The organism is Paenibacillus contaminans, assembly GCF_003285015.1.
Taxonomy (GTDB): domain Bacteria; phylum Bacillota; class Bacilli; order Paenibacillales; family NBRC-103111; genus Paenibacillus_V; species Paenibacillus_V contaminans.
On the sequence record NZ_QMFB01000025.1, the window covers coordinates 41761 to 67047 of the forward strand.

17 protein-coding genes are annotated in these 25287 nt (G+C 53.2%); 15 read left to right on the top strand and 2 right to left on the bottom strand.

Annotated features, from left to right (window positions below; translation table 11 throughout):
• Window positions 1-12: 12 nt before the first annotated feature.
• The 4 genes from DQG23_RS30840 (at window position 13) to DQG23_RS30855 (ending at window position 13868) form a co-directional block, all read left to right on the top strand.
• A complete protein-coding gene (locus DQG23_RS30840; protein ID WP_238178127.1) occupies window positions 13-2700 on the top strand; it encodes an FG-GAP repeat domain-containing protein in 2688 nt (895 codons plus the stop codon).
• Between the two features lie 80 nt (window positions 2701-2780).
• Window positions 2781-10544 (top strand): DUF2341 domain-containing protein, encoded by a 7764-nt coding sequence (locus DQG23_RS30845; protein WP_113034883.1) that lies wholly within the window; start codon window positions 2781-2783, stop codon window positions 10542-10544.
• Between the two features lie 10 nt (window positions 10545-10554).
• Entirely contained in the window at window positions 10555-12873 is a 2319-nt protein-coding gene (locus DQG23_RS30850) for an aminotransferase class III-fold pyridoxal phosphate-dependent enzyme (RefSeq protein ID WP_113034884.1), read from the top strand.
• Window positions 12874-13034: 161 nt separating this feature from the next.
• The gene (locus DQG23_RS30855; protein WP_113034885.1) at window positions 13035-13868 is read left to right on the top strand and encodes an amidohydrolase family protein; all 834 of its coding nucleotides are present in this window, start codon (window positions 13035-13037) and stop codon (window positions 13866-13868) included.
• A 53-nt stretch (window positions 13869-13921) separates the two neighbouring features.
• Here DQG23_RS30855 and DQG23_RS30860 read toward each other — a convergent pair whose 3' ends face one another.
• Window positions 13922-14320 (bottom strand): DoxX family protein, encoded by a 399-nt coding sequence (locus DQG23_RS30860; protein ID WP_113034886.1) that lies wholly within the window; start codon window positions 14318-14320, stop codon window positions 13922-13924.
• Between the two features lie 161 nt (window positions 14321-14481).
• Here DQG23_RS30860 and DQG23_RS30865 point away from each other — a divergent pair, with 161 nt between their 5' ends.
• From DQG23_RS30865 to DQG23_RS30915, 11 genes are all read left to right on the top strand, one after another.
• The gene (locus DQG23_RS30865; RefSeq protein WP_113034887.1) at window positions 14482-14799 is read left to right on the top strand and encodes a winged helix-turn-helix transcriptional regulator; all 318 of its coding nucleotides are present in this window, start codon (window positions 14482-14484) and stop codon (window positions 14797-14799) included.
• A complete protein-coding gene (crcB, locus tag DQG23_RS30870) occupies window positions 14787-15206 on the top strand; it encodes a fluoride efflux transporter CrcB (RefSeq protein ID WP_238178123.1) in 420 nt (139 codons plus the stop codon). Before DQG23_RS30865 ends, crcB begins: the two co-directional genes overlap by 13 nt.
• Entirely contained in the window at window positions 15203-15589 is a 387-nt protein-coding gene (locus DQG23_RS30875) for a fluoride efflux transporter FluC (protein ID WP_113034888.1), read from the top strand. Before crcB ends, DQG23_RS30875 begins: the two co-directional genes overlap by 4 nt.
• Window positions 15590-15732: 143 nt before the next feature.
• Window positions 15733-16320 carry a histidine phosphatase family protein gene (locus tag DQG23_RS30880; protein WP_113034889.1) on the top strand — a complete coding sequence of 196 codons (588 nt, stop codon included), beginning with the start codon at window positions 15733-15735 and terminating at the stop codon, window positions 16318-16320.
• A 43-nt stretch (window positions 16321-16363) separates the two neighbouring features.
• Complete coding sequence (locus DQG23_RS30885) at window positions 16364-17656, top strand: molybdopterin-dependent oxidoreductase (RefSeq protein WP_113034890.1); 1293 nt, start codon at window positions 16364-16366, stop codon at window positions 17654-17656.
• Window positions 17657-17675: 19 nt separating this feature from the next.
• Window positions 17676-18338, top strand: a complete 663-nt coding sequence (locus DQG23_RS30890; RefSeq protein ID WP_113034891.1) for a response regulator transcription factor — start codon at window positions 17676-17678, stop codon at window positions 18336-18338.
• A complete protein-coding gene (locus DQG23_RS30895; RefSeq protein ID WP_113034892.1) occupies window positions 18331-19800 on the top strand; it encodes a sensor histidine kinase in 1470 nt (489 codons plus the stop codon). The genes DQG23_RS30890 and DQG23_RS30895 overlap by 8 nt, the downstream gene beginning before the upstream one ends.
• A gap of 277 nt (window positions 19801-20077) precedes the next feature.
• The gene (locus DQG23_RS30900; RefSeq protein ID WP_238178124.1) at window positions 20078-20953 is read left to right on the top strand and encodes a carbohydrate ABC transporter permease; all 876 of its coding nucleotides are present in this window, start codon (window positions 20078-20080) and stop codon (window positions 20951-20953) included.
• A 31-nt stretch (window positions 20954-20984) separates the two neighbouring features.
• Entirely contained in the window at window positions 20985-21851 is an 867-nt protein-coding gene (locus DQG23_RS30905; RefSeq protein WP_113034893.1) for a carbohydrate ABC transporter permease, read from the top strand.
• A 7-nt stretch (window positions 21852-21858) separates the two neighbouring features.
• Window positions 21859-23004 (top strand): efflux RND transporter periplasmic adaptor subunit, encoded by a 1146-nt coding sequence (locus DQG23_RS30910; RefSeq protein ID WP_113034894.1) that lies wholly within the window; start codon window positions 21859-21861, stop codon window positions 23002-23004.
• Window positions 23005-23041: 37 nt separating this feature from the next.
• The gene (locus tag DQG23_RS30915; protein WP_113034895.1) at window positions 23042-24397 is read left to right on the top strand and encodes an ABC transporter substrate-binding protein; all 1356 of its coding nucleotides are present in this window, start codon (window positions 23042-23044) and stop codon (window positions 24395-24397) included.
• A gap of 105 nt (window positions 24398-24502) precedes the next feature.
• Here the strand turns inward: DQG23_RS30915 and DQG23_RS30920 are convergent, their stop codons facing one another.
• Window positions 24503-25267, bottom strand: a complete 765-nt coding sequence (locus DQG23_RS30920) for a glucose 1-dehydrogenase (protein ID WP_113034896.1) — start codon at window positions 25265-25267, stop codon at window positions 24503-24505.
• Between the last annotated feature and the right edge of the window lie 20 nt (window positions 25268-25287).

The following is a 25287-nucleotide window of genomic DNA, read 5'->3' on the forward strand; positions in this document are numbered from 1 at the left end:
GTTGGAGTGAAGATGGAACATAAAGGATTCGAGCAGCTTCGAAAAGGGACATTCGGCGGCGGGGGCGGCAATCTGTTTGTCGATGCGAGCGGAATCATGCGCCGCATTATGGACAATGATTTGCGCGGCAACGGCTGTTTTGATCTTGTGCTGCCGAATTCGCACGGATACATGGAACGCGCTCCCACTTATGTGTACACCGCTGCGGGGGAGGGCTGGGCGAAAGCTCAGCTCCCTCATGACAGCGGCTGGAAACCGATCGCAGCCGACGTAGACGGTGACGGCTATTTGGACTTAATCGTCCTGAATGGTGAGAACGGGGTCACGTCCGAATTGCAGTCGTACATTTATTGGGGCGGGCCGCAAGGCTTGACGGGTGAACGCACCGCCTTCGACACGATCGGCGCTTACGATGCCGCTGTCTGCGATATAAGCGGAAGCGGCCTCAAGTCGGTCATCTTCGCGACTTCGTGGCAGGACCATCACAATCCGGGCATACCGATGTACCAGAAGGTGTATGAACAGACAGCCCCGCGCGAGTTTGCCGATAGGACGGAGCAATACAAGCTGGCGGGAACAGCGACCGTATCGCTGATTTGCGAAGATTTGAACGGAGACGGTTATCCCGAGCTTGTACTGGCGAATTATCGCGAAGGTTATCACTATGATGTCGAATCGACGATCTATTGGGGCGGCGTCGGCGGATTTCATACGACAGATCCAACCAGGCTGCCTACGCGCTATGCCGTTCAGGTTCAAGCCGCCGACCTGAACGGCGATGGCTGGAAGGAGATTATTTTTACCGGCGGAAATACGATCACGATTTATTGGAACCGTGCCGGCCGGTTTGCGGCAAATGATTGCAAGGTGTTGGAAATTCCCGGTCTGCAAGGCCAGTTCATACAAGGGATGCTGACGACCGATATTGCTGATATCGATTGCGACGGTATCCCGGAGCTGGTTATCGGCACGATAGACGGCGTAGAAATCCGAAAGACGGACCGTTTGGAGGAGATTTGGCAGAAGCTGCCGTGCTACGGATGTTCCTGGGTCAAGACGGCGGATATTCGCAATACGGGGCGGCTGGACATTATTACTTCTCACTATTGCACGACCCAAACATACGATACCCAGTCTCTCGTCTTCTGGAATCGTGAAGCAGGGTTTAGCGCAGAGCATGTGACGGCGTTCGATACGCATGGGCCGATGGGGTGCCTGGCGGCCGATTTGGACAATGACGGAATCAAGGAAATCGTATTTTGCAATACGATGAGCGGTCCATCGCAGTATGATCCGGAGTTCCCTGTCTTTGTCTATTACGGAACGGATGATTATCAGTATAAAACCGAAAACCGCAAGCATTATCCGGTCAACGCGATGTGCCATACTTATGCGGCCGCCGATGTGGATAATGACGGGTTCACCGAGCTGCTGGTCACTACAATGAATGGTATTCGTATTTTTAAAGGGACGGCTGACGGGCCGGACCCGGGGCAATATGTCGACTTGCTTCATCCGTCTGCCGAAAACGGGGAGCAGGGGCGGCTCGTAGGCGGTGTGATTGTAAGCGATTACAATTGCGATGGCTGGCTCGATGTGATGATGGTGCCGTGGGTGCTGGAACATACAGAGGAAGACTTGAATGATTCTGTGTACATTTTTTTCGGGGGACCTGAAGGTTATTGTGCGGATCGACGTCAGTTATTGCCGGCATTCACCAAAATGTCGCAAGCGGTTTTGCTGGCCGACATTAACAATGACGGCTATGCCGATTTTCTCTATGGCGACGGTGAAGGGCATATCGGCGTTTATTATGGAGGACTGCAAGGCTTCGAGCTGGAGCGGACGGGCCGTATTACGCTTAAGGAGTATAACGGGGCGCCGATTATGGGCATTGCGGCTGCGGATGTGGATCAGGACGGCTGGCTGGAGTTGTTCGTTACGACGGCCGGACATTATACGCGTAAAGCAAGCCATGTTTATGTGCTGAAAGACGGGAGACAAGGGTATCCGGAAGCGGCAAGCACGCGGTTTGAGACTGGGGGGACAACCGGATTTGCCGCTTTGGCAGATATGTACGGGAGCGGAAATCTCGATTTGCTGCTTCCGTTCTATTCGACGACAGAAACCCGCGAGCTGCCGGCACGCATTTTCCGGGGAGATGGTCAGGGGAATTTTGATTGGGAGCATCCTCAATGTATGGATTGCCTGTCTTCCATCGCATTTACGCCGGTGGACTTGAATGGCAATGGATACCCGGATCTGTTCATATGCTGCCATCGCAACGACCTCGGCCATATGGTCAATTCCAAGCTCATTATGAATGGGCCGGATGGACTCGATTTTGATCATGTGCAGGAAATTGCCGGATACGGACCGCATAATTTTACCGCGGTACAGCAAGGGAACAGCTATGACCGGAGCGACAAGGAATATTACAAGTCTCCAGTATTCGCTTGCGAACAGCCTACGCGGATTTCATGGGCAGGCGAAACGCCATATCGAACAGCGATAACATTCCGCGTAAGATTCGGCGGCAGTGAAGAGGAGACGGAGAATGCCGCATGGAGCGCAGTGATTGCGGTGAGCGGAACGACGATCAGCGCGCCGACCGGAAGCGGCTTTATGCAATATGAGGCGTGCTTCTGCGCTCCGGGTTTCGTGAACTCGCCAAAGCTTAAAGCGGTCATAATCGAATAAGGAAGCTTTCCGTGGACGGAAGCGGTAAACCCCGCGGTCTGAAAAAATCAGAGAAACGTTGAAGGGAGATACATGCAGGTATGGAAAATCGGCAAATAAGCAGAAAGCTGTTCGTGTTATTGCTTGCTTTATGTCTGTTGCTTCCCGTTAACTTACATGTTGTACAGTACGCGCAAGCCGGTGCCGTCCAGCTTGCGGGTCATGATCCGGTCGGCATCGTGGTCGGCGTCGTGATGGAGTATGATACCGATGGAACGAAGCCGCTTCAGCCTTATCATTTTCCGTCGGCATTTTCGTTAGACTATCACGAACGCAGCATTGGCGCCTATTTGGGGAATGCCCGAAGTATCGCAAAGGCGGAGTTATGGAATTGGGATCGGCCAAACGGCGATTCGACGCGGCAAACGGAAGAGGATTATCGAATCTATCGCAGCGACGATAACGTTACGTATCAGTTGGTGAGCGATTGGACGATGCAGGAGGAGGTAAGGGAAGGGCGGGTTGTGCATACGTTCCAGTTCGGTATGGCGCTTAACGCTCGGTATCTCAAGTTTCATTCGCTGTACAGCGACGAAAATCCGACTTTCACCATTAGCGGCGCGGACAGCATAAAGCTGTTCCCTGCAGACGAAGGAACGGATTTGGCGGAAATAACGGATAAATCAATCGGCATTGTGATGGAGCATGATACCGGGGGAGCGGCGGCGCTTCAGCCTTACAGTTTCCCATCGGCCTTTGCGTTAGACTACCGCGAACGCAGCATCGGCGCAGATTTGGGGACTGTGCGAAGTGTGGCGAAGGCGGAGCTATGGAATTGGAGCCTGTCAACCAACACTTCGACAAGGCAAACGGAAGACTACTACGAAGTATATCGCAGCGACGATAACCTGACGTATCAGTTGGTGAGCGACTGGACGATGCAGCAGGACATAAGAGAGGGCCGGATTGTGCATACGTTTCAGTTCGGCGCTGGCGTCCAGGCACGCTATATCAAGTTCCATTCGCTGCATAGCGACGACAATTTTTCGTTCGGCATCGGCGACGCGGGAAGCATGGTCTTTTTTGCCCCGAAAGAGCAACCGGAATTGCTGGAAGTCACGGATAAAGCAGTAGGCGTCGTGATGGAAAACGATTTCGGAGGAGCGTCGTCCCTGCAGCCTTACGGTTTTCCGTCGGCTTTTGGACTGGACTATCGCGGACGCAGCATTGGCGCTGACTTGGGGACTACCCGAAGGATCGCAAAGGCGGAGCTATGGAACTGGAATCAGCCAGCCACTGCTTTTCTGCGGCAAACGGCAAGTGATTATGAAATCTATCGCAGCAACGATAATATCAACTATCAAATAGTCGACGGCTGGACGATGCAGGAAGAGGTAAGAGAAGGCCGGATCGTGCACACGTTTCAGTTCGCTGCGGCCGTCAAGGCCCGCTATCTCAAGTTTCATTCGCTGCACAGCGATGACGGCGGGACGTTCGCCATTAGCGATGCGGCGAGCATCGTCTTATTTGCCACGGATGAGCAGACCGATTCGAGCGAAATCACGGATAAAACAGTCGGGATCGTGATGGAGAACGACACCGGCGGCGTTCTGCCCCTCCAACCGTATAGTTTCCCGTCGGGATTTTCGCTGGACTATCGTGAACGCAGCATCGGCGCCGACTTCGGAGCCGTTCGCGACATTGCCACGGCGGAGTTATGGAACTGGGTTCAGGCGAACGGCGCTCCGACGCGGCAGACGGCAGACGATTATGAAGTGTATCGCAGCGACGATAACATGTCGTTTGCTTTGGTGAGCGATTGGACGATGCAGGAGGAAATCAGGGAAGGGCGAACCGTGCATACGTTCCGCTTCGGTACAGCCGTCCAAGCCCGGTATCTCAAGTTTCATTCGCTGTACAGCGATGACGACGCCACGTTTACCTTTAGCGACGCGGACAGTTTGAAGTTTTTTGCAGCCGATCGTTCCGAGCAGCTAATCGAAGTAAGCACGAAAAACGGTTTGGTCCTGCTCCATGATAACGGCAGTTTGCCGCTGGATAGCTGGGACTTTACCGGAGCGGCCGCGCTCGATTATTTAAACCGCAGCGTCGGTTCCGATCTTGGACAAGTGCGAACGATCGCCAGGGTGGAGATCATGAACAACAAGGGGACGACCCGTCAACGCGCCGAGGATTACGAAGTCTACGTCAGCGATGATAATCGGTCCTATCGTCTTGTCACGCAATGGTCGTTTCATGAAGAGGGACGGCAAAATTTTCAGAGGGCTCATGTGTTTGAATTTGGAGATGGCATCAAAGCCAGATATATCAAGTTTCGAACGTTGTATGAAGACGAATTGGCCGATTTCGTCATAAGCCGAATGCAGAAGGATATTAAAGTATACAGCAAGGCGGCGCTGCCTGCCGACTTGGCGGAGGCTGACCGTAAAACAAGCTATCTTCCCGAGGATTCGGCTCCATGGAACGGGACATTCGCTCAGTGGGGGAGAAGCGGTCAATCGGTAGTTCTCGATACTTACGAAACGAGTGTCGGTATCGACATCGGCAACCGAAACATATTGGGAAGGATCGAACTGTGGGATAACGATGCGGAGACCCGTATTCAGCGAACTGACTATGAAATCTATGCGAGCAACGATAATAGCAGCTACGAGCCGATCAGCTTCTGGCTGTTCTCCGCAAAAATCGTTGGAGGGCGTTTAGTTCACCAAATCGATTTCCCTGAAGGGCTTGCCTATCGGTATGTCAAGGTCAAGACGGGATTTGCCGGCTCCTCCGGAGGAACGTTTACGCTCGCCAATTTGCAAGCCGATCTGAAAGCGTTTCTTAGCCCGGCTATGGCGACGGTTACGCCGGCCTCCAGCGAGGTCGCCGCTCCTGCCCGCGCAGGATTTATACCCGGGGATGCACTGCCTTCCCATACGGCGGTAAGCAACTGGGGGGACGCGGCTTCGCTGGATATGGATGAAGCTCAGCTTAGCATCGGGGTTGACTTCGGTTCCGACAAGCCGGTTTACGCCGTTCAATGGCGCGACTCCGATGCGACATCGAGATTGGGGCAGGCTGATTATACGGTGTACGGGAGCAGCGACAATGAACATTACGAGCTGCTGGAAGGATGGACATTCTCAGCTTTTACGTTGAACGGCCGGCTCCATCATCGCATCGAATTTGCGAATCCGGTATGGTTCCGCTATATGAAAGTTCATCAATCCTATGCGGATTTGGACGGCACCTTTCATTTGCTAAACGCGCAAGAGGATATTCTGGCATTTACGGAACGTCTTACCTATGAATTGGCGGCTGACGGAGTCGGCTATCTGAACGAAGACGCCGATCCGGAAAGCGGAGGATTGACCCATTGGGGAGCGACAATGCCGCTCTTCATGGATGAGGCCAAACGAAGCGTAGGCATCGATCTGCATGACGTCAAAGACATCGGAGCGATCGAGCTGCGCAGCGCCAACGCCACAAGGATGAATCAGGAGCACTACAGCATCTATGAGAGCGACGACAATACCGCGTATACGCCCGTTCACGATTGGACGTTGACCGTCAGTGAAATATCCGGTCATGTCGTTCATCGCATCGCGTTCACCGGTCTGCGCGCGCGATATGTGAAAATAACGAGCGTATTCGACGACAGCAACGGAACCTTCCTCCTGCAAAACCCGCAGGAAGACATTGCTGCCTATGCGGCGCCTGTCGAGACCAAACTGCCCGGCATCGCCGCCGTGAAGGAATATGATGGCGTTCCGGCGACAGGGCCGCTTCAGCAATGGGAAGAACAAGCAGGAGCCGTCGCCTTGAATGTGCCCGGGCGAAGCGTCGGCATCGATTTGGGCTTTACGCGAGCGGTCTCCAAGCTCGAATTGTGGACGTCGAACCTGGAGCATGTGATGAACCGTTCCGACTTTGTTCTGTACGGCAGCGAGGATAATGTGAATTATAGCCCGATTACCCGCTGGAATTATCAGGCGGTGCCGACTCGCGGACAGATCGCGTATGTATTTGAATTTTCCGGTATAAGAGCCCGCTATGTGAAAGTACATGTCGCTGCGGGAACAGGAGAAGGCGACATCATGCTGGAACATGCCAAGTCCGCGATCAAGGCTTTCCTGGTTACCGGCCAGCAGACGGCGCATCCGAACGCGCTACCTGCCGTAATCGGCAGCGTTGGCAATGACTTTGCCCCCTATTTAGGCGTGGCTGCCGAATGGGGGTATACGGGAGAGTTTCATTTTGACCAGAAGCTGAACAGTGTCGTCGCCGATCTCGGGGAAGCACGGAGCTTTAACCAGATCATGCTTTATGACAACGACAATGATACGCGGCTTCGCAAACCGGATATTAGCCTTTACGTCAGCCAGGACAATATTACCTATACGAAGCTAGACGGCTGGGAAATGCGGCAGCAGGATTTCCGCACGGTTCTTTATCATTTTTCGGCAACGGCGAGGTATGTGAAGGTTCACCAGCATTATGACACCTTGGACCCTACATTTTCTGCGCGCGGCGGAAACATGCAATTTATGATGGCCGTCATCCAATCGCCTGCGGAGCAATGGCCATTCGGCGGCAATAACGGGTGGACTTATCGTAAAGCAATCGAAATTCAGTCTTCGGTGACGGATGTTGTTTATGACCGAACGGTTTATATGAGCAACGACAGCTTGGGTATTCCGGGCTTGATCGTGGAAGGCAAGCTGAAGCCGAATGAGGATGATGTGCGATTTGCCGACGACGCGGGGGAGGAGCTTCATTTTTATGAGGCCGGGGAAGGGTACTATGTCCGCATTCCATATCTGGAGCCTTCGGCCACGATGACGATCTATATGTACTATGGCAATGAGCGCGCGGAGAACGTATCGGATGGATTATCGACCTTCCAGATCGAATACGGCAATCGGACCTTTAAAAGACGCGTGGATTCGCAGGGGGAGTTCGGTCAGACCAAGACGGAGCTGATGCCGGACGGAAGGCTTATGCAGGCGAGCAACGGGGCAAACGGGATTTTCGTGCGGTTTTCCGGCGATAACGGCCAAACGTGGGGAGAGCATCAGTTCGTCGCCTATTTGGGCGGGATGGATTGGATGGGCTCGTTTATCCGAGTATCGACCGGAGAACTAATCATTCCTTTCATTCACGTGACCAACTATCAAACGACCGATTGCTTAACCGCTTGTTCCTCAAAGTTATTTTTTGTCCGATCGCTGGATAACGGGGTGACATGGTCCGAACCGACACAAATCAACACCGGCTGGAATTATAACGTGACGGTCACGAGTCCGATTGAACTGGACAACGGCGATATTTTGCAGCCTTTTGGTTACGTGTACACAGATAGCGGGGGATTCCGGATTTCCGTCCTATATTCGACAGATAAAGGCGCGACTTGGACGAAGAGCGTAAGCGACATTCAAATCGACAGCGACGGTTATGAAGGCGGAACGACGGAGCCGACAGTCGTACAATTATCGGACGGGACGATCAAAATGTTATTCCGTACGCAAACCAAAGGGAAGTATCGCTTGGGCGAAAGCGTTTCGACGGATCATGGCAGAACGTGGAGTCCGGTGTCCGAATCGTTCGTCTATTCTAGTAATACCCATCCGGCATTGAAAAAATATCATGACGACATTCTCTTGCTATGGGCCGGAAACAATACGTTTGGCATGGATTCCTATATCCGAACTCCACTCAACCTAGCCTATTCGAAAGACGAAATGGCGAGCTTTCACGGTTACCGGGACGTATTGGCGCGTACTTCCTACCATACTCCGGATGGGTTCATACTGATAATACAGCCGGATATGGGTATAACCGCCGACGGAAGCGCAATCTTGACCTACGAATACAAGGGAACAGAATCGTATGACTTGCGAATTGAAGATTTCGACCGGTGGCTCTATCGCAGTCATGGAGGGTTCAGCGGGTTCGAGTCTTCCGATTTGCTAGGGAATTACTGGTGGCAGCTGTCGGAAAACGTCAAGGTCAGCTACGACCGCAAATACTCCGGGACAGGTTCTTTGCAGTTGAATGATGTTTCCGAGAACGGCCGTACGGAAAGCATCCGGAGTTTCGGGACAGGGATCAGGCAGGGCAGAGTCGATTTCAAAATGTTTGCCGAAAGCTTGGCCAGTGGCTTTGTCGTTACCCTGAAAGAAAGCTATTCGTACGGGCTGGATGCGCTCGGCTCCATGTTCCAACTGTACGTTACCCCGGAAGGGGAGCTGCAATACCGAAATGCTCTTGGCGGGTGGACGCCATTGCCGGTGCAGACCCAACTGGCATTGAACCAGTGGCATGATGTCGAAATTCGCTTTGACACCGATGCGAATACAGCGGAAGTTTTGGTGAACGGCGCAAGCAAAGGAAGCATCGGCTATTACCGGGATGAAAATATTATCAATTACATTCAGGTTTCTTCAGAGAGCCCGTTACTCGCGGGAACGAATGTATTCCTCGATGATCTGATCATTCAGGATACAAGCGTGGCTATGCCGAGCGCAGCTTCGATCGGTGCGGAGGAACAGTTGGATAACGAGGGAACGGAGCCGGAACCGACACCGACACCAACACCAACACCAACACCAACACCAACACCAACACAGACACTGGAACCGACGCCTACACCTCGACCGGAATCGACACCGCAAGCAACGCCGGCACCTACGCCGACGCCGGAAGCAAAGCAGGCACCGGCTCGTTCCGGCTGGCTTGATATTGCGGCGGGCGATTTGCAGCCGGGAAGCGGCGGAACGGTAACGATCGCCTTGCCGGCAGGTAAGGCCGGCATTACACTTCCGGCGAATGCCCATGAACTAACTGGCGGGCAGCCGGTAAGCATCACTACAGGCGGGACCGTGCTGACGTTGTCGCCGGAATTGTTGCAGCAGCTCGCAAGCTCGTTGCCGGCAGGTGAACGAAACGATGCCCGAATATCGTTCGAGATAGGTTCGATAGGGGCGAATGAGGCAGGGAAGGTGCTGAACGGGATTGCCAGTAAAGAGAACGCCAGCCTGACATTGGTCGGAGATATGCGGCAGGTTACGGTTTCTCTTGTTACGAAAGACGGAAAAGAAAGAATTGTCAATGAACTGGGTACTCCTCTGCGTATCGAATTCCCGATCCCGGCCTCGGCTAAGCGGGAGCTGCTTGGCATCTATGAGATTGGCGACAATGGCCGATTTATTTTCATCGGCGGAACGATTAAAGGCGATACGATCGAAGCGGAGCTGTCCAAACCCGGACGATACGCCGTTATCGAGTATGATAAAACGTACGCCGATGTCCCGGCCGATCATTGGGCGGCTGATGTTATTCGGGCTTTAACTGCGAGGCATTTCGTGGAAGGAATCGAGAGTACAAGATTTGCTCCACAGCAAAATGTGACCAGGGCGGAGTTTACGGCGCTGCTCGCAAGATTGTTGAACCTTAAAGCAACGGTAAAGACAACATTTGGAGATGTTGATGACGACAAGTGGTATGCCGCGGCGATTGCGGCCGCAGTAGAGGCAGGGTTGGTCAACGGCATCGACGATACGCATTTTGAGCCGAATCGGGCAGTTACTCGCGAGGAAATGGCCGTGATGCTGGTTAGAGCGTACGAGCGGCTGATTGGTAACCAAGCTGTGGACCATTCCGGACAGCCGTCCTCGGCGTTTGACGACGAGCGGCAAATCAGTGATTGGGCCAAACCTGCCGTGAATGCGGCGATCCGGTACGGATTGCTTGATCCTGACGGGCGGGGAGCAGGGATGTTCGTTCCGGACGGCCATACGACACGTGCCGAAAGCGCGATGGTAATATACCGCCTTTATTCGATGCAGGACGAAAAATAGGAGTGGGGACATGGAGATGGAGAGACAGAATCACTACACATTCACAGAGCAGGATTTGCTGATCAGGGAACAGCTTGCGGGCTTTGTGCCCGAGCGTATTTTCGATGCGCATGCTCATATTTGGCGAGTCAAGGATCTCCATCTGGAATCCGAATCGATATGGACCGAGGGAGGAGCGGAAATGTCCGTCACTCGCTGGCGTTCCTCCGTCGAGCAGCTTTTGGGGAGGCAGGTTCTGGGCGGGCTGCTGTTTCCGATGCCGTCCAAGTTTTGCGATCTGGATCAGGCGAACCGCTATTTAATCGAGCAATTGGAGGGTGAAACGAGCAGCCGTGGGCTGCTGCTCGTTTCGCCGGAGTATTCGGAAGAGCAAATCAATTTGTTTTTGCAAAACGATAAAATCGTGGGCTTAAAGCCGTATCATTGCTTCAGCTCTAGACCGACGACGGCCGACTCCGAGATCGACGAGTTTCTTCCGGAACGCTTCTGGCAACTGGCCGACCGGCACGGGCTTATTCTTATGCTGCATATCGTCAAGGATTCCGCGTTGGAGGACCCGGAAAACCAGCGGCAGTTACGCGATTTCTGCAGCCGCTACCCGAATGCCAAATGTGTGCTGGCGCATGCCGGCCGTAGCTTTCACGCTCCTCACGCGCAAAGTGTCAAAACGCTCAGGGGGCTGGACAATGTGTATTTCGACATGTCCGCCGTTTGCGAGGCGGAGGCGATCGCGCCTGTACTGTACGAGTTTGGGCCAGAGAAGCTGATGTGGGGCAGCGATTTTCCCATTTCGGCGATCAGGGGAAGGGCCGTCACGGTCGGAAACGGCTTCTTCTGGATGCAGAAGGAGACGCTGGATTGGGAGCGGGCCGGCCGCACCGCGCCGACGCTTGTCGGCTTGGAGTCGCTCCGGGCTTTGCAGTCGGCGGCCGATATGATCGGACTCAATAAGTCGGATATTGCGCATATTTTTTACGATAATGCGATGCGCTTAACGAAACTGGCAAGTCCCCAGGATAACCGGACGCAGCAGTTGTACCGGACGGCCAAAGCCGTTATTCCGGGCGGCACGCAGCTTTTAAGCAAAAGGCCTGAGCAGTTGGCCCCCGGCAAGTGGCCGGCTTACTTCAGCGAGGCCCGGGGATGCGAGGTTTGGGATCTCGACGGCAAGCATTACTACGATATGTCCACGAACGGGATCGGCTCCTGCTTGCTTGGGTACCGCGATGAGGCCGTAACCCGTGCCGTCAGAAGGCGGATCAATCTCGGCAGCATGAGTACGCTCAATCCGCCGGAAGAGGTAGAGCTGGCGGAAGCGCTGCTCGACATTCATCCCTGGGCGCAGCAGGTCCGGTATACGAGGACGGGAGGGGAAGCTTGCACCGTAGCCGTTCGGATCGCCCGCGCGACGACAAACCGCTCAATCGTAGCCGTTTGCGGCTACCACGGCTGGAATGACTGGTATTTGGCGGCAAACCTCGGTGAAGACGACGCCTTGAAAGGACATTTGATGTCGGGACTAGACCCGACGGGCGTACCGGACGAATTGAGAGGGACGACGGTCACGTTTCGGGCTAACGATCGGCAGGCGTTCAATCGGTTGATCGAACAGTATGGAGACCGACTGGCTGCGGTTGTGATGGAGCCCTGTCGATATGACGATCCGGAATCCGGATTTCTGGAGCATGTGCGAGATACGATACATCGAATCGGCGGGCTGCTCATTTTCGACGAAATCACGATCGGCTGGCGGCTGCATCTGGGCGGCGCCCATCTGAAGCTGGGCGTTCATCCGGACATCGCCGTTCTTGCCAAGGCGTTGGGCAATGGTCACCCGATCGGAGCGGTAATCGGAACGAGCGAAGCGATGGAAGGGGCGCATCGAAGCTTCATCAGCAGCACCTATTGGACGGAAAGCATTGGTCCCGCCGCGGCGCTGGCAACGGTGGAGCGGATGCGGACAGTGAACGTTCCGAGCATCGTTGCGGAAGCGGGATCGGCGGTTATGCGTGCATGGAAAACATATGGGCTGCAATCCGGTCTCCCCGTCCATGTGGGCGAAGGGTATCCTTGCTTGGCGAAATTCGAGTTTACCGGCGAATATGCGAGTGAGCTGAAGACGCTGTATACGATCAAAATGCTGAACAGAGGTTTTTTGGCCGGGACGGTTATTTATCCGACGTTGGCGCATACGCCTGAGATTGTCGCATCGTACGGGCAAGCGATCGGCGAAGTATTCGCAGAACTTGCCGGTATGCTGAACAGCGGTGATATGAATGAGCTAATGGGAGTGGAGAAAGCGCTGCAAGGGTTCAGCAGGCTTAACTAGAAACGCTGAATAGCTTTGTATGCGGTATGCCCTAATCAGATTTTGACGATTATCCCTGATGTCTTGGAAAGCGGTTGCGGCGGGGCGAAAAACATGTCATCATTAAGATTAAGACTTGGTAGTTCTGCGCAAACTTAACTGACAAGGGGAGAAGCGGGAAGATGCGTATCGATGCTCACCAGCATTATTGGCTGCTTAAGCGGGGAGACTACGGTTGGCTGACACCGGAAACGGGCGTATTATATGAAGATTATTTGCCAGACCGGCTTCGTTCGGAGCTGAGCAAATGCGGCATTCAGCGCACGATCGTCGTACAGGCCGCGCGGACGGTGCAAGAAACGGAATTTTTGCTTGAGCTTTGCGAGAAGGAAGAAACGCTGGCGGGTACAGTCGGCTGGCTCGATCTGGAATCGGACGATTGGCAGAACGAGTACGAGCGGCTTTTGCAAAACCGGTATTTTGTAGGTATCCGCGTTATGCTGCAAGAGGAAACGGACGACGGATGGATTTTACGCCCGCGCATCGTCGAAGCCTTAAAGCGGCTGGCTGCGGATCGCTTTCCCGTCGATCTGCTTATGAATCCGCGGCATTGGCCGCATGTGTTGGAAATACTGGAGAAGGTTCCCGATTTACGCGGGGTGGTCGATCATATCGCCAAACCTGATATTAAAGCGGGCAAGCTCTATCCGTGGAAGGAGCAGATGGCGGCGATCGCCAAGTTTCCGAATATGTATTGCAAGCTGTCAGGGATGGTGACGGAGGCGGATCATCAGAAATGGAAGCCAGCCGACCTGAAGCCTTATGTGACGCATGCGATCGATGTTTTCGGGACGGAGCGGGTCATGTTCGGCAGCGACTGGCCGGTTTGCTTGCTTGCGGCCGATTATTCCGAGGTATACGACGGACTGGTTAAGGTGCTGCCGGAAACGTTCGATTCCCACTCTTTGGACCAGCTGTTCGGATTAAACGCCATGCGCTTCTATAAATTGAGCTGACAGAAACAGGCCGCTTTCGTCGGAAGACAAAAGCGGCCTGCTTTGTTTGACGGTTAGAACAATACGGCGTCGAGCGAATAGTCGCCGGCGCCGATCAGCGCTACGCCTACGGCGATCACGATGAGCGCCCAGTTGTATTCGGTGCCGTTTGCCGTCGCCCAGTAACCGTTCTGGCCGTGGACCTTCACGATTGCAATCAGCATCGTCAACACGATGAATGCGGCTCCGACGCCTGTCAGCAAACCCGCTGCGAACAACAGGCCGCCGGCAACCTCGGCAAGTCCTGCGAGAACCGCCAGCGTGACGCCCGGTTTAATGCCGATCGATTCGAAAAAGCCGCCGGTTCCTTTCGGGCCGTAGCCGCCGAACCAGCCGAACAGCTTCTGCGTGCCGTGCGCCGCGAACGTCAATCCGATCACCAAACGAATAAGAAGTAAACCTAATGCCATCATAATCAATAACCTCTCCCTTATATAAATTAAAGTAATATACTTACTTTATGTAAGTTATTTTAAAATCACTACTTACTTTTGTCAAGGGGGTGTGATAAAATATTATTAAATAAAACATCGTGAGCGGCAACGCTCGCTTATGTATAAGGAGTTGAAGCACCATGACAGAGCATTCGCACTCGTTGTGTCCCAAATTCGAATCCGCTTTTGAGCTTCTCGGCAAAAGATGGACCGGTTTAATCATTCGGGTACTGCTTAGCGGTCCCAAACGGTTTAAGGACATCTCAGAAATGATTCCCGGCATGAGCGACCGGATGGTATCCGAGCGCTTCAAGGAGCTGGAAGCTGCCGGAATCATCACGCGCAAAGTGTATCCCGAGACACCCGTTCGCATCGAATACGAACTGACCGCGAAAGGCGTAGCGCTGCAGCCGGTTATGGATGAAGTGCAAACATGGGCGGAGAAATGGGAAAAATAAACCAAAGGATCATGCTCGCAATCGTTGCTTCGGCCGGTATGGTCGGAGCTCTTTTGCGTTACGGGATAGGCAGCCTTGTCCATGGGCTGTGGGCCTCTCCGTTTCCGCTGGGCACGTTGATCATCAATATAATAGGCTGCCTTGCGCTGGGCTGGTTTCTTACACGGTTCAGCCGCTACGAGTCGATCCATCCTTACATTCGCACCGGAGTCGCCACGGGTTTAATCGGCTCCTTCACCACGTTCTCGACCTTCAGCATCGAAACGGTCGAGCTGTTACGAGAAGGGCTGAAGCAGGAGGCGATGGTGTATGTGGTCATCAGCTTTTGGGGCGGCCTGCTGGCGGTATGGCTCGGCTCCCGGCTTGCGGGAAACGCCGGCGTGCTTAAAGGAGGGCGATCCGCATGAGCATACTAGTCAATCTTGCTTTGATTGCGGGCGGAGGCGCGTGCGGAGCGGTATCCCGGTTTTTGCTGGCCGGCTGGCTTGTGCGCACGTTCCCGATGCGATTTCCTATCGGAACGTTCGTCGTCAACACGCTCGGATCGCTGCTTATCGGCCTGCTGCTGGGCGCCGGCTTGGAGGATACGGGCTGGTGGTTTTTGCTCGCTGTCGGATTTATGGGGGCGTTTACGACTTTTTCCACGTTTAAATATGAAGGCTTCACCCTATTGAAAAGCAGCGACGTATACGGGTTATTGTTTTATTTGGGAGGAAGCTATACGCTCGGCATCGTCCTGGCTTGGCTCGGCTTGTGGATCGGGCAGGATTTGATGGCGGGTTGGCAGTGAATACATCTGCAGTTATTTTCGGTAAAGAGGCGAGAAAAATACGTTTAACTGGAAAAACTACGCGAACCTGCATTCACAAAATGGCGGTTCTGTTTAGGTTCACCGTCGATAGAGATATTAGAAGGTAAGGGAGAGAAAGCCATATGACGATTATCGGTTTTGTCAGGCACGGGGTGACGGATTGGAATCTCGAGGGGCGGGCGCAAGGCTCGCACGACGTTCCGCTTAACGAAGCGGGACTTGAGCAGGCGAAGCAGGTCGCGGAGCGTCTGGCCGGCGAACAGTGGGACTATATTTATGCAAGCGATTTATCGCGGGCAAGCCGAACGGCGGCCATTATCGCCGATGCCAAGGGCCTTCCGGTAACGGGGCATGATATCCGGCTGCGCGAGAAAACGCACGGCAGGCTGGACGGGACGACCGAGCAGGAGCGTGTGGAGAAATGGGGCTCCGGCTGGCGCGATATGGATCACGACGAGGAGCCGGTGGAAGCGGTGCTGGAGCGCGGCATGCAGGCCGTTGACGAAATCGCTCGGAGACATGAAGGAAGCCGTATCTTAATTGTGAGTCACGGCGCTTGGATACGCACGATAATGTCCGGCCTTGTCAAAGACGTAGAAATCAAGCCGCTGCATAACACGTCGATCAGCATCGTCCGCAAAAGCGAGGCGGAAGCCGACGTCGAGTGGGAATGTCTTGTCTATAATTGTACGGAGCATTTGGGAGCCTGATTCGCAACTGACTTTCTATATAGGTAAAAGGAAGGTGAGCGGGATGGAGCGGTTTCGGGAATGGCTGAAGCAGCCTTACGGCCAAAAGCTGAAAGCCCTGCATGCATGGAACGGCTGGTTGGTATTGGTGCTCGCGGTTACGGGGATCATGATTTATATTCCGTCCATACGGGGCGAGCTTGGCGCGCTCCGAGTTCTGCTGAAGCAGCTTCATATCGTGCTGGGCATCGGCTCTATCGCAGTCGTTGCCATGTATCTGCCGCTCATCGCCAAACATCTGCGCCAGCTCAAGGGCAAAACGGCGCAAATCGGAAACCTTTGGGTCGTTCTGCTGCTGCTGGCCGGGTGGAGCGTCAGCGGCATTATTTTGTGGCAATTCCGATCGCTGCCTCCGGCTTGGAGCAATACGGCGCTTGTTATTCACGACTTGTTTACGTGGATCGGCATTCCGTACGCTGCGTATCATTCGATTTCGCGAAGCCGCTATTTAAAACGGATCGAGCGGGAGGAGAAGCGCGCAGAGGCTGCCAAACGGCGTTCGGAGGAGCGGCGCTTGCCGGGGCCGATTTCGGCCGCCGATAGCGGGGAGCGTTATCCTGTCGATTACTCGAAGCTCGATCGGCCGTTTTTGTCGCGCAGGATGTTCATCCGTCTAGGCGCCGCCGCTGCGCTGCTTGTCGTAATCGGGCCGTCGTTTTACCGCTGGATGAAGGGCGCTTTTAATACCGGCGGAGGCTCGATAGCCGATTACTCGAGTGGAGACGGCAATAAAATGCTGCCTCCGCCCGAGCCGTTAGCCGAGTCGGCCGTTCCTGCAGGGGGCGGGGCCAAAGGGCAGTTCCGTATTTATACGGTGACGGAGTTTCCCGTTTATACAACGGAGAATTGGAGCTTCTCGATAAACGGACTCGTCGATAAACCGCAAACTTGGGACTGGGAAGCATTTCAGGCCATCCCGCGCAAGGTTCAGGTGAGCGATTTTCACTGCGTAACCGGTTGGTCCGTACGAAGCTGCACGTGGGAAGGCATTCCCTTATCGCAGTTTTTGGACGCGGCGGGGCTGCAGGCAAAAGCCAAATTCGTCAAGCTTTATTCGGGCGACGGGGTCTATACTGATTGCTTGTCGCTCGAGCAAGCCCGTATGGAGGACGTCATGGTCGCCGTGCTGCTGGATGGCCAGCTGATTCCGCAAAAGCTCGGGGGACCTGTCCGGCTCGTCGTTCCGAAAATGTACGCCTACAAATCGGTCAAATGGCTGAACCGCATCGAGCTGATCGAGAAGGAACATTTCGGCTACTGGGAAGTGCGCGGCTACGATCAGGATGCGTGGGTATAATGCGCTATGAGGTGAAGATGTGACGAGAATACTAGTAATCGAAGACGATTCCGATATCCAGGAGCTCATTAAAGAATTTTTAAGCGCGCAAGCATACGAAATTGACACCGCCGGCGACGGGTTGGAAGGAATCCAACGTTTTCGGAAGGAAAAATACGATTTGGTGCTGCTCGACGTGATGCTGCCGAACATGGACGGTTACCACGTTTGCCAAATGATCCGAAAGCAAGCTCCCGATGTGCCGATTCTTATGCTGACGGCTCTCGACGACGAGAAGGATCAGCTTAAAGGCTTTGAGCTGGGGATCGACGATTATATTACGAAGCCGTTTTCCTTCAACATTTTGATCAAACGAGTGGAGGCCGTGCTGAGACGGACGCAGCCGAGCGTTCCTTCCGAAATCATCCGGTTTAAGGAAGTGACAGTGGATAAAGCCGGTTTTACGGTATCCGTCAACGAGCGGAAAATCGAGCTGACGGCCAAGGAATTCGAAATCCTTCATTATTTGCTCGCCAACAAAGGCCGGGCCGTTACCCGGGAAGCTTTGCTTAATCAAGCTTGGGGCTACGACTATTACGGGGATGCGCGAATCGTGGATACCCACATCAAAAACCTGCGGAAAAAGCTCGGCATTCCCTATATCAAAACGGCTACCGGAATAGGATACAAATTCGATGAGTAATTTTCGCCCCAAAGGAATAACGCGCAAAATATTCCTGATTACAAGCGGCCTGCTCGTCGTGTGTACGGTGATCATATTTACCGTTTTTTATTATTTGCTGCCTTCTTTCTATCGCCAGTACAAGGTTAATACGTTGAATACCGCGCTGGAGCAGCTGATTCGCGAATCTGCCCCCCGAACGTTACAACAATCCCAACATGCGTTGAATGCATTTACCCGGGATTATAATGTTTGGATGGGGATCAAGGATGCCGGGGAACGGCTTGTTTTCGTTCCATCTCCCTATAACGAAGGCGAGGTTGAGGGAGAGCTGGACCTGTCCGAATCCAAGCAAGAGCAAAGCATGCCGCTCAAAAAAATTAATATTAAGCCGATTGATAATATGTACCAGGCCGAAAAAACGATTTCGTTCCTTGACGGGCGCTACACGCTGGTGCTGATGGCTACGCTGCAGCCGATAAACGAAGCGTCGGAAGCGATATTATTGTTTGCGCCTTACGTCATCGTGCTGGTTCTATTGATTTCCGTTACCGGAGCGATTCTTTATTCCAAAATGATTACGAAGCCGCTGCTCCGCATCAATCGGGTTGCCAAAAAAATGGCGAATCTCGAGTTCGATGCCGATTGCAGCGTGCATTCGCAGGACGAGATCGGCGAGCTGTCGCGCAGCTTGAACCGGCTCTCGCATAATCTGGAGCGAACAATGGCGGAGCTGAAGCAGGCCAATGAACAGCTGACCGGCGAAATTCAGAAGGAGCGGGAGCTTGAAGAGAAACGCAAGCAATTTATCGCGACCGTTTCCCATGAGCTCAAAACGCCGATTACAGCTGTAATGGGCCAGATCGAAGGGATGATTCATCAGATCGGGGCCTACAAGGACCGGGACAAATATTTGCGCCGATCGTATGCCGTTATGCAGGATATGGAGAAGCTTGTCAAAGAGCTGCTGGACATTTCCAAGCTGGAAAATTCGGGCTTCGAGCCGCAATGGAAGCAGGTTGATCTGTCATGCTTAGTCAAGGAATGCTTACAGCAGCTTGAATACGCCAGCACGGTCAAACACATCGCGATGAGTTCGGATATAGCGGAGCCGATAACGATCCGCGCGGATCGCAGTTTGCTCCGGAAAGCGGTCATGAACGTGATCCTGAACGCCATTCAATATTCGAAGCTGGGCGAAGGGGTCGGCGTAAGGCTGTTCGGCCGGGACGGCGCACATCTACTCGAGGTGCTGAATACGGGGGCGCATATCGAGGAAAACCAGTTGGAGGAGCTGTTTCAGCCTTTCCATCGGCTGGAGAAATCGCGAAGCCGCAGCACGGGCGGAAGCGGCCTCGGCTTGTATATCGTGAGGGAAATCATGGACATCCACAATTTTGATTATTCCATTCGGAATACGGAGCAAGGGGTGCTGTTCACGATCGTTTTCCCGGGAGAAGCGCCTCCGAATTATCCGAACTAATAATTGCTTTCGCTGAATCTTAGATAAACGTTAAGCCCTAAAAACAGCGTGTGTACCGGAAACGGTTCGCACGCTGTTTTTTTTTGCCTAGACAAAGCAATTCCTGTGGATAACGGGGCTCCCCCGGAAGGAATCGGCATATGTTCCAGAGGCATGCTTCGCCCTTGGGGGACTTTATTCCACATCATCCACACATCAACTCCACATGAACTCCATATCGTTCCTTTAAGATTAGCCAAGTAAGCAACAGGAATATTGCAGGAAGGGAGGAAACGCCATGCGTTTTCGGCGCTGGATGCGCAAGGATGCGGCGGCTGCGTCGCTGTTTCTGGCACCGAGCCTGATCGGGTTTTTGATTTTTTATTTGATCCCTTTCGGGATGGGGATCGTGTACTCCTTTCAGAGCTCGTCGATGGACGGTTCCTTCGTCGGCTTGGATAACTATCGGGAGCTGCTCGACAGCTCGTCATTCCGCAAAGCGGCGGCAAACACGTTCTGGTTTACCGCCCTCAGCGTTCCGCTTATGGCGGCGTTTTCGCTTTATATCGCCATGCTGCTGAATCAGAACGTTTATTTGCGGAATTGGCTGCGGACGGCGTACGTCATGCCGCTTGTCGTTCCGGTTGCCTCGATTATTCTCATTTGGCAAGTGTTGTTCGACTGGAACGGAACGCTTAATGCCGTAATGAACAGCCTGGGGATCGACCGCATCGACTGGATGAAATCGGACTGGGCCCGGTATGTCGTCATATTCGTTTATTTGTGGAAGAACATCGGATATAACATCATTTTGTTCATGGCAGGCTTGCAAAATATCCCGGGCGACTATTACGAAACCGCCGATGTGGAAGGTGCCGGACCGATACGCAAGTTCACGAATATTACGCTTGTTTATTTGATCCCGGCGATATTTTTCGTGGTGCTTATGTCGATCATCAACTCCTTTAAAGTATTTCGCGAGACGTATCTGATTGCAGGGGATTACCCGCAGGACAGCATTTATATGCTGCAGCATTATATGAACAATATGTTTCTGTCGTTGGATATTCAAAAGCTTACGGCCGCCGCCTCGATTATGGCCGCCGGGATCGTCCTGATCGTCATCGCGCTGTTCGCCTTGGAACGCCGGTTTCGGCAGTTTATGGACGGTTAAGGGGAAGACGAGCTGAAATGGAGGGAAAAGGATGAAAACATCGCATGCCGCAATAAAAAGCTTGAAGACGGTTTTCCTCGGCTGTCTCGCGGTTTTGCTGCTTGCGCCTATTGCGCTTACCGTCACCAATTCCTTCATGACGGAGCAGGAAATTGCCATGAATTACGGAGCAATCGGCAAAGTCGGATCCGATGCGAACCTGTTCGTCAATGCGAAGCTCATTCCGGACTGGGTGTCGTTCGAGCAATACGTCAAAGTGCTTGTAGACACGCCCGCTTATTTGTTTATGTTCTGGAACTCGGTCCGGCTAGTCGTGCCGATCATGATCGGACAGGTTATCGTCGCATCGCTCGCGGCTTACGGATTTGCGAAGCTGCGGTTCAGGGGAAGGGACAAGCTGTTCTTCCTCTACCTGATAACGATGCTGATGCCGTTTCAGGTAACGCTGGTGCCGAACTTCATCGTGGCGGATAAGCTCGGATTGATGAACAGCGGCAGCGCGATTATTTTGCCGGGGATTTTTGCGGCGTTCGGAGTTTTTCTGCTCCGGCAGTTTATGCTGAACATCCCTTACGCCTATGTCGAGGCGGCAAAAATCGACGGCGCCGGCCAACTGCGGATATTTCTGTCCATCATCATGCCGATGGTGAAGCCGGCGGTTGCGGCGCTGATCATCCTGCTGTTCGTCGACAACTGGAATATGGTCGAGCAGCCGCTGATCTTTTTGCAGGATGCATTCAAACAGCCGTTGTCTGTCTATTTATCGCGGATCAATGGGGAAGCGCGGGGAGTTGCGTTTGCGGCTTCAGTCGTTTATATGATGCCAATGGTCCTGCTGTTTCTGTACGCGGAGCCGTATTTTATCGAAGGCATTCAATTATCGGGCGTGAAAGGGTGAGTAAGAAGTGCGAAAAAAGACGATCGGCGTTATTGCCGGCTTGTTCTTGAGCGCTTTGCTGCTGCTGACTTTTTTCAGCAATACGATGCTCGCCTTGACGCTGCCGAAGGTCGTCACGGAGAAGCCGCGGAAAGCGGCGCTTCAACAGAAGATAGAGGGCGCAGGGACGATCGTTCCGCAAGAGGAGATCGAGCTGAAAAGTCCGTCCGGCCAAAAAGCCGCAGGCATTCACGTCAAAGAAGGAGATGCGGTCAAGAGAGGGCAGAAGCTGATTACGTTCGATAACAAGGAAACGCAGCGGCAGCTGCAGGACGAGCAGTCGAGATTGCAGCAGCAGAAGCTTTCGCAGGAGAAGCTCAAAGAAAGCTTTATTAAAGCGCAGCAAAGCGGAGAGGAGAACGCTATTCGGGAGGCCAAACGCAGCTTGGAGAGCCATGACATCGATATGGCGGTCCAAGAACGCAAGATTCAAAGCCTGAACGAGAAAATGGCCGAACAGCGGCAGCTTGCTGCACCGTTCGACGGTATTGTGACGCAGGTTGCCGCCGGCGAGGGGCAAGCCGCTTCGCAAGGGCAGACGCTGATCAAAATGATGAATACGGCTAAAGGCTTTAAGCTGGACATTCAAATTCCGGAGGAAGGGGCGGCATTATTCAAGAAAGGGGATAAAGCTCCCGTTCAGGTTGAAACGGAAGGCGGAGCCGGCAAACAGCTGGAAGGGCAATTAATCGGGATCGAGGCGGTTGAACAAAGCGGCGGAGGCGGAGGACTCCAGATAGGGGCTGCCGGAGCACCGAAAGATCGGGAGATGAAGGAGGCAGGTCCGAACAAACGACTCGTCTTCTCCTTGCAGGATCCCGGCCTTCGAGGCGGCGAAAGCGCAAAGCTTGTCATGACGAAGCAGATTGGCAAGGAGGAGCTTCTTGTTCCTAAAGGGGCTATTAAAGAAGACGCCGGCGGAAGCTACGTTTTTACGATTACGGAGAAGAAAGGGCCGCTCGGCAATGTTCTTACCGTACGCAAAGCTTATGTGACGAAAGGAAGCTCCAGCGAAAATGAAACGGCCGTCGTTCGAGGCCTAACCCCAACCGATTCATTCATTACCGAGAGCAGCGAGCCGCTTCAGGAAGGCAACCGGATTCGGCTGCAATAAATAGATATATAGAGCAGACAAAGGGAGATATGAAAAAATGAAACGTGCAGGATTAACCGTGTTGAGCGGCCTAGTTGCCGTCGCTTTAACGGCATGCAGCGGCGGGACCGCAAAGAAGGAGGGCGGGAACGTTGCGAAGAAGGAAGGAAAAACCGTTATTACCGTTTCCGTCAGACAAACGGATGCATTTCTGAAGCTGGCTGAACAAAAATACGAGCAGACGCATCCCGATATCGATATCCGAATCAAAGAGTATGCCGCTGCGCCGGACAGCGGACAAATGCAGCTGGCGATGGACGAAACGGCCTTCGAGAAATACCTCAATACCGTCAATACGGAAGTGATGTCGGGGAAAGGAGCGGACTTGATTTCGCTGCAGGATTTGCCGTATGCCAAATATGCGGAAAAGAAAGTGCTGGCCGACTTAGGCGAGCTAATGGCAAAGGACAGTTCCTTCAAACCGGACGATTATTACGCAAACATTTGGAATGCCTCCAAAATAAACAATGGTCTTTATGCCATGCCGCTTAATTTTACGCTTCATCTAATTCTGGGAGACGCAGGAGCCATAAAGGCTGCCGGACTGGAAGTGGACGACGAAAGCTGGACCTGGGAGTCGTTCTCCGAACTAGCCAAGAAGCTTGTCAAAGACGCGAACGGAGACGGCAAACCCGACAAATATGTCATGACCAACACGGAACCGGAAAGCATGCTGATCAACTTAATGAGGGACAATTACGTTGCCTACGTGGATCAGGCGAAGCGGCAAGCGCATTTCGATTCGAAAGAGTTTTTGTCTTTAATGGAGCAAGTCAAGGAGATGTACGATGATCATTTGTTGTCTGGAGTAGGCGCAAGCTGGGGAGAACAGTTTTTTAGTACGTGGACGGCGAACTCCGTCCAGGATCTTGCGCTATATGCCAAAATCGTGTATAACGAGGGCGCCGTTTACCGAAAACCGGTTTCAGGTCAAGATCAAGGCGGTTCGTTCAGCTCGTCCAGGATGCTCGGCATCAATGCAAAGTCGGACGTAAAGCAGGAGGCGTGGGATTTTCTGAAATTTCTGTTGTCCGAGGAGATGCAGGCCTCGCCCGAGCTTAAAGGAATAGCAATGAATAAATCCTTATCCGACAAACAATTAAACGAGATTCAGGAAAGGCTGAAGAAAGGGGCTGTCAAATCCTTTAGCGGAACCGTTCCCGGGCCGATGACGGACGAAGAGATGCAGAAGATCAAGCGGCTGATCGGCGAAGCGGTCATGTTTGCAAAGACGGATTCCAAAATCAACTCGATCCTTTTTAAGGAACTGACATCGTATTTTGCCGGACAAAAATCGGGCGAAGAGGTGAGCAAGCTCATCCAGAACCGGGTCACGACGTATTTGAATGAATAATCGGTGAGTGATGATTTGGAAAGAAAAGAGCGGGACGGTCAACATTTGGCGTAAAACAAAGGGGGCGGAAGCCCGGCTCTTCAGCTAGATTTCCGCCCCTTCCGTTTACAGATGAGATCCGCCGCTTGCGTCAAGGCATTGACCGGTTACCCAACGGCTGTCCGACGAGGCAAGGAAGGCCGCGATATTCGCAACGTCTTCAGGCTCTCCCCACCTTTTGAAGGTTGAAAGACCGGCGGCATATTTTTGCCCGTCGGGGTTTTGCAGCGTCCCGGCATTCATTTCTGTATTAATAATGCCCGGCTGGATGGCGTTCACCGTAATATTGCGGCTCCCAAGCTGCTGGGCCAAGGCGCGCGTAAACGTATCGACGGCCCCCTTCGACATGCTGTAGGCGAAAACACCGGGAGAGGCCACGCGTGTAACAAACGATGAGAGATTGATAATGCTGCCTCCGTCTTTCAGTCGCGGCAAAGCTTGCTGAGTCACAAAAAGCGGCGCTTTGACATTGATGTTCATGACTTCGTCGAAGGATTGTTCCGTCGTTTCTTCCAGGGTCATTATTTGACCGATTCCAGCGTTATTGACGAGAATATCGAACCGATTATCGCCTGTACGATTCCAAACGGTATCATCCAATGCCGCATATAAATCACGAATGCCGCTAAGGGTACTTAAGTCGGCGCCGATCGCGAATGCGGATCCTCCGTTTTGCTCAATCTTATGAACGACTTCTTCCGCTTCAGGTTGTCTTTTTCCATAGTGTACGGCGACCCATGCACCTTCTTGTGCCAGACGCAGCGCAATGCCGCGGCCAATTCCCCTGCTTGCGCCGGTTACAAGAGCGATTTTGCCTTTCAACCTATTCATATCTTCATCTCCTTGTTTGC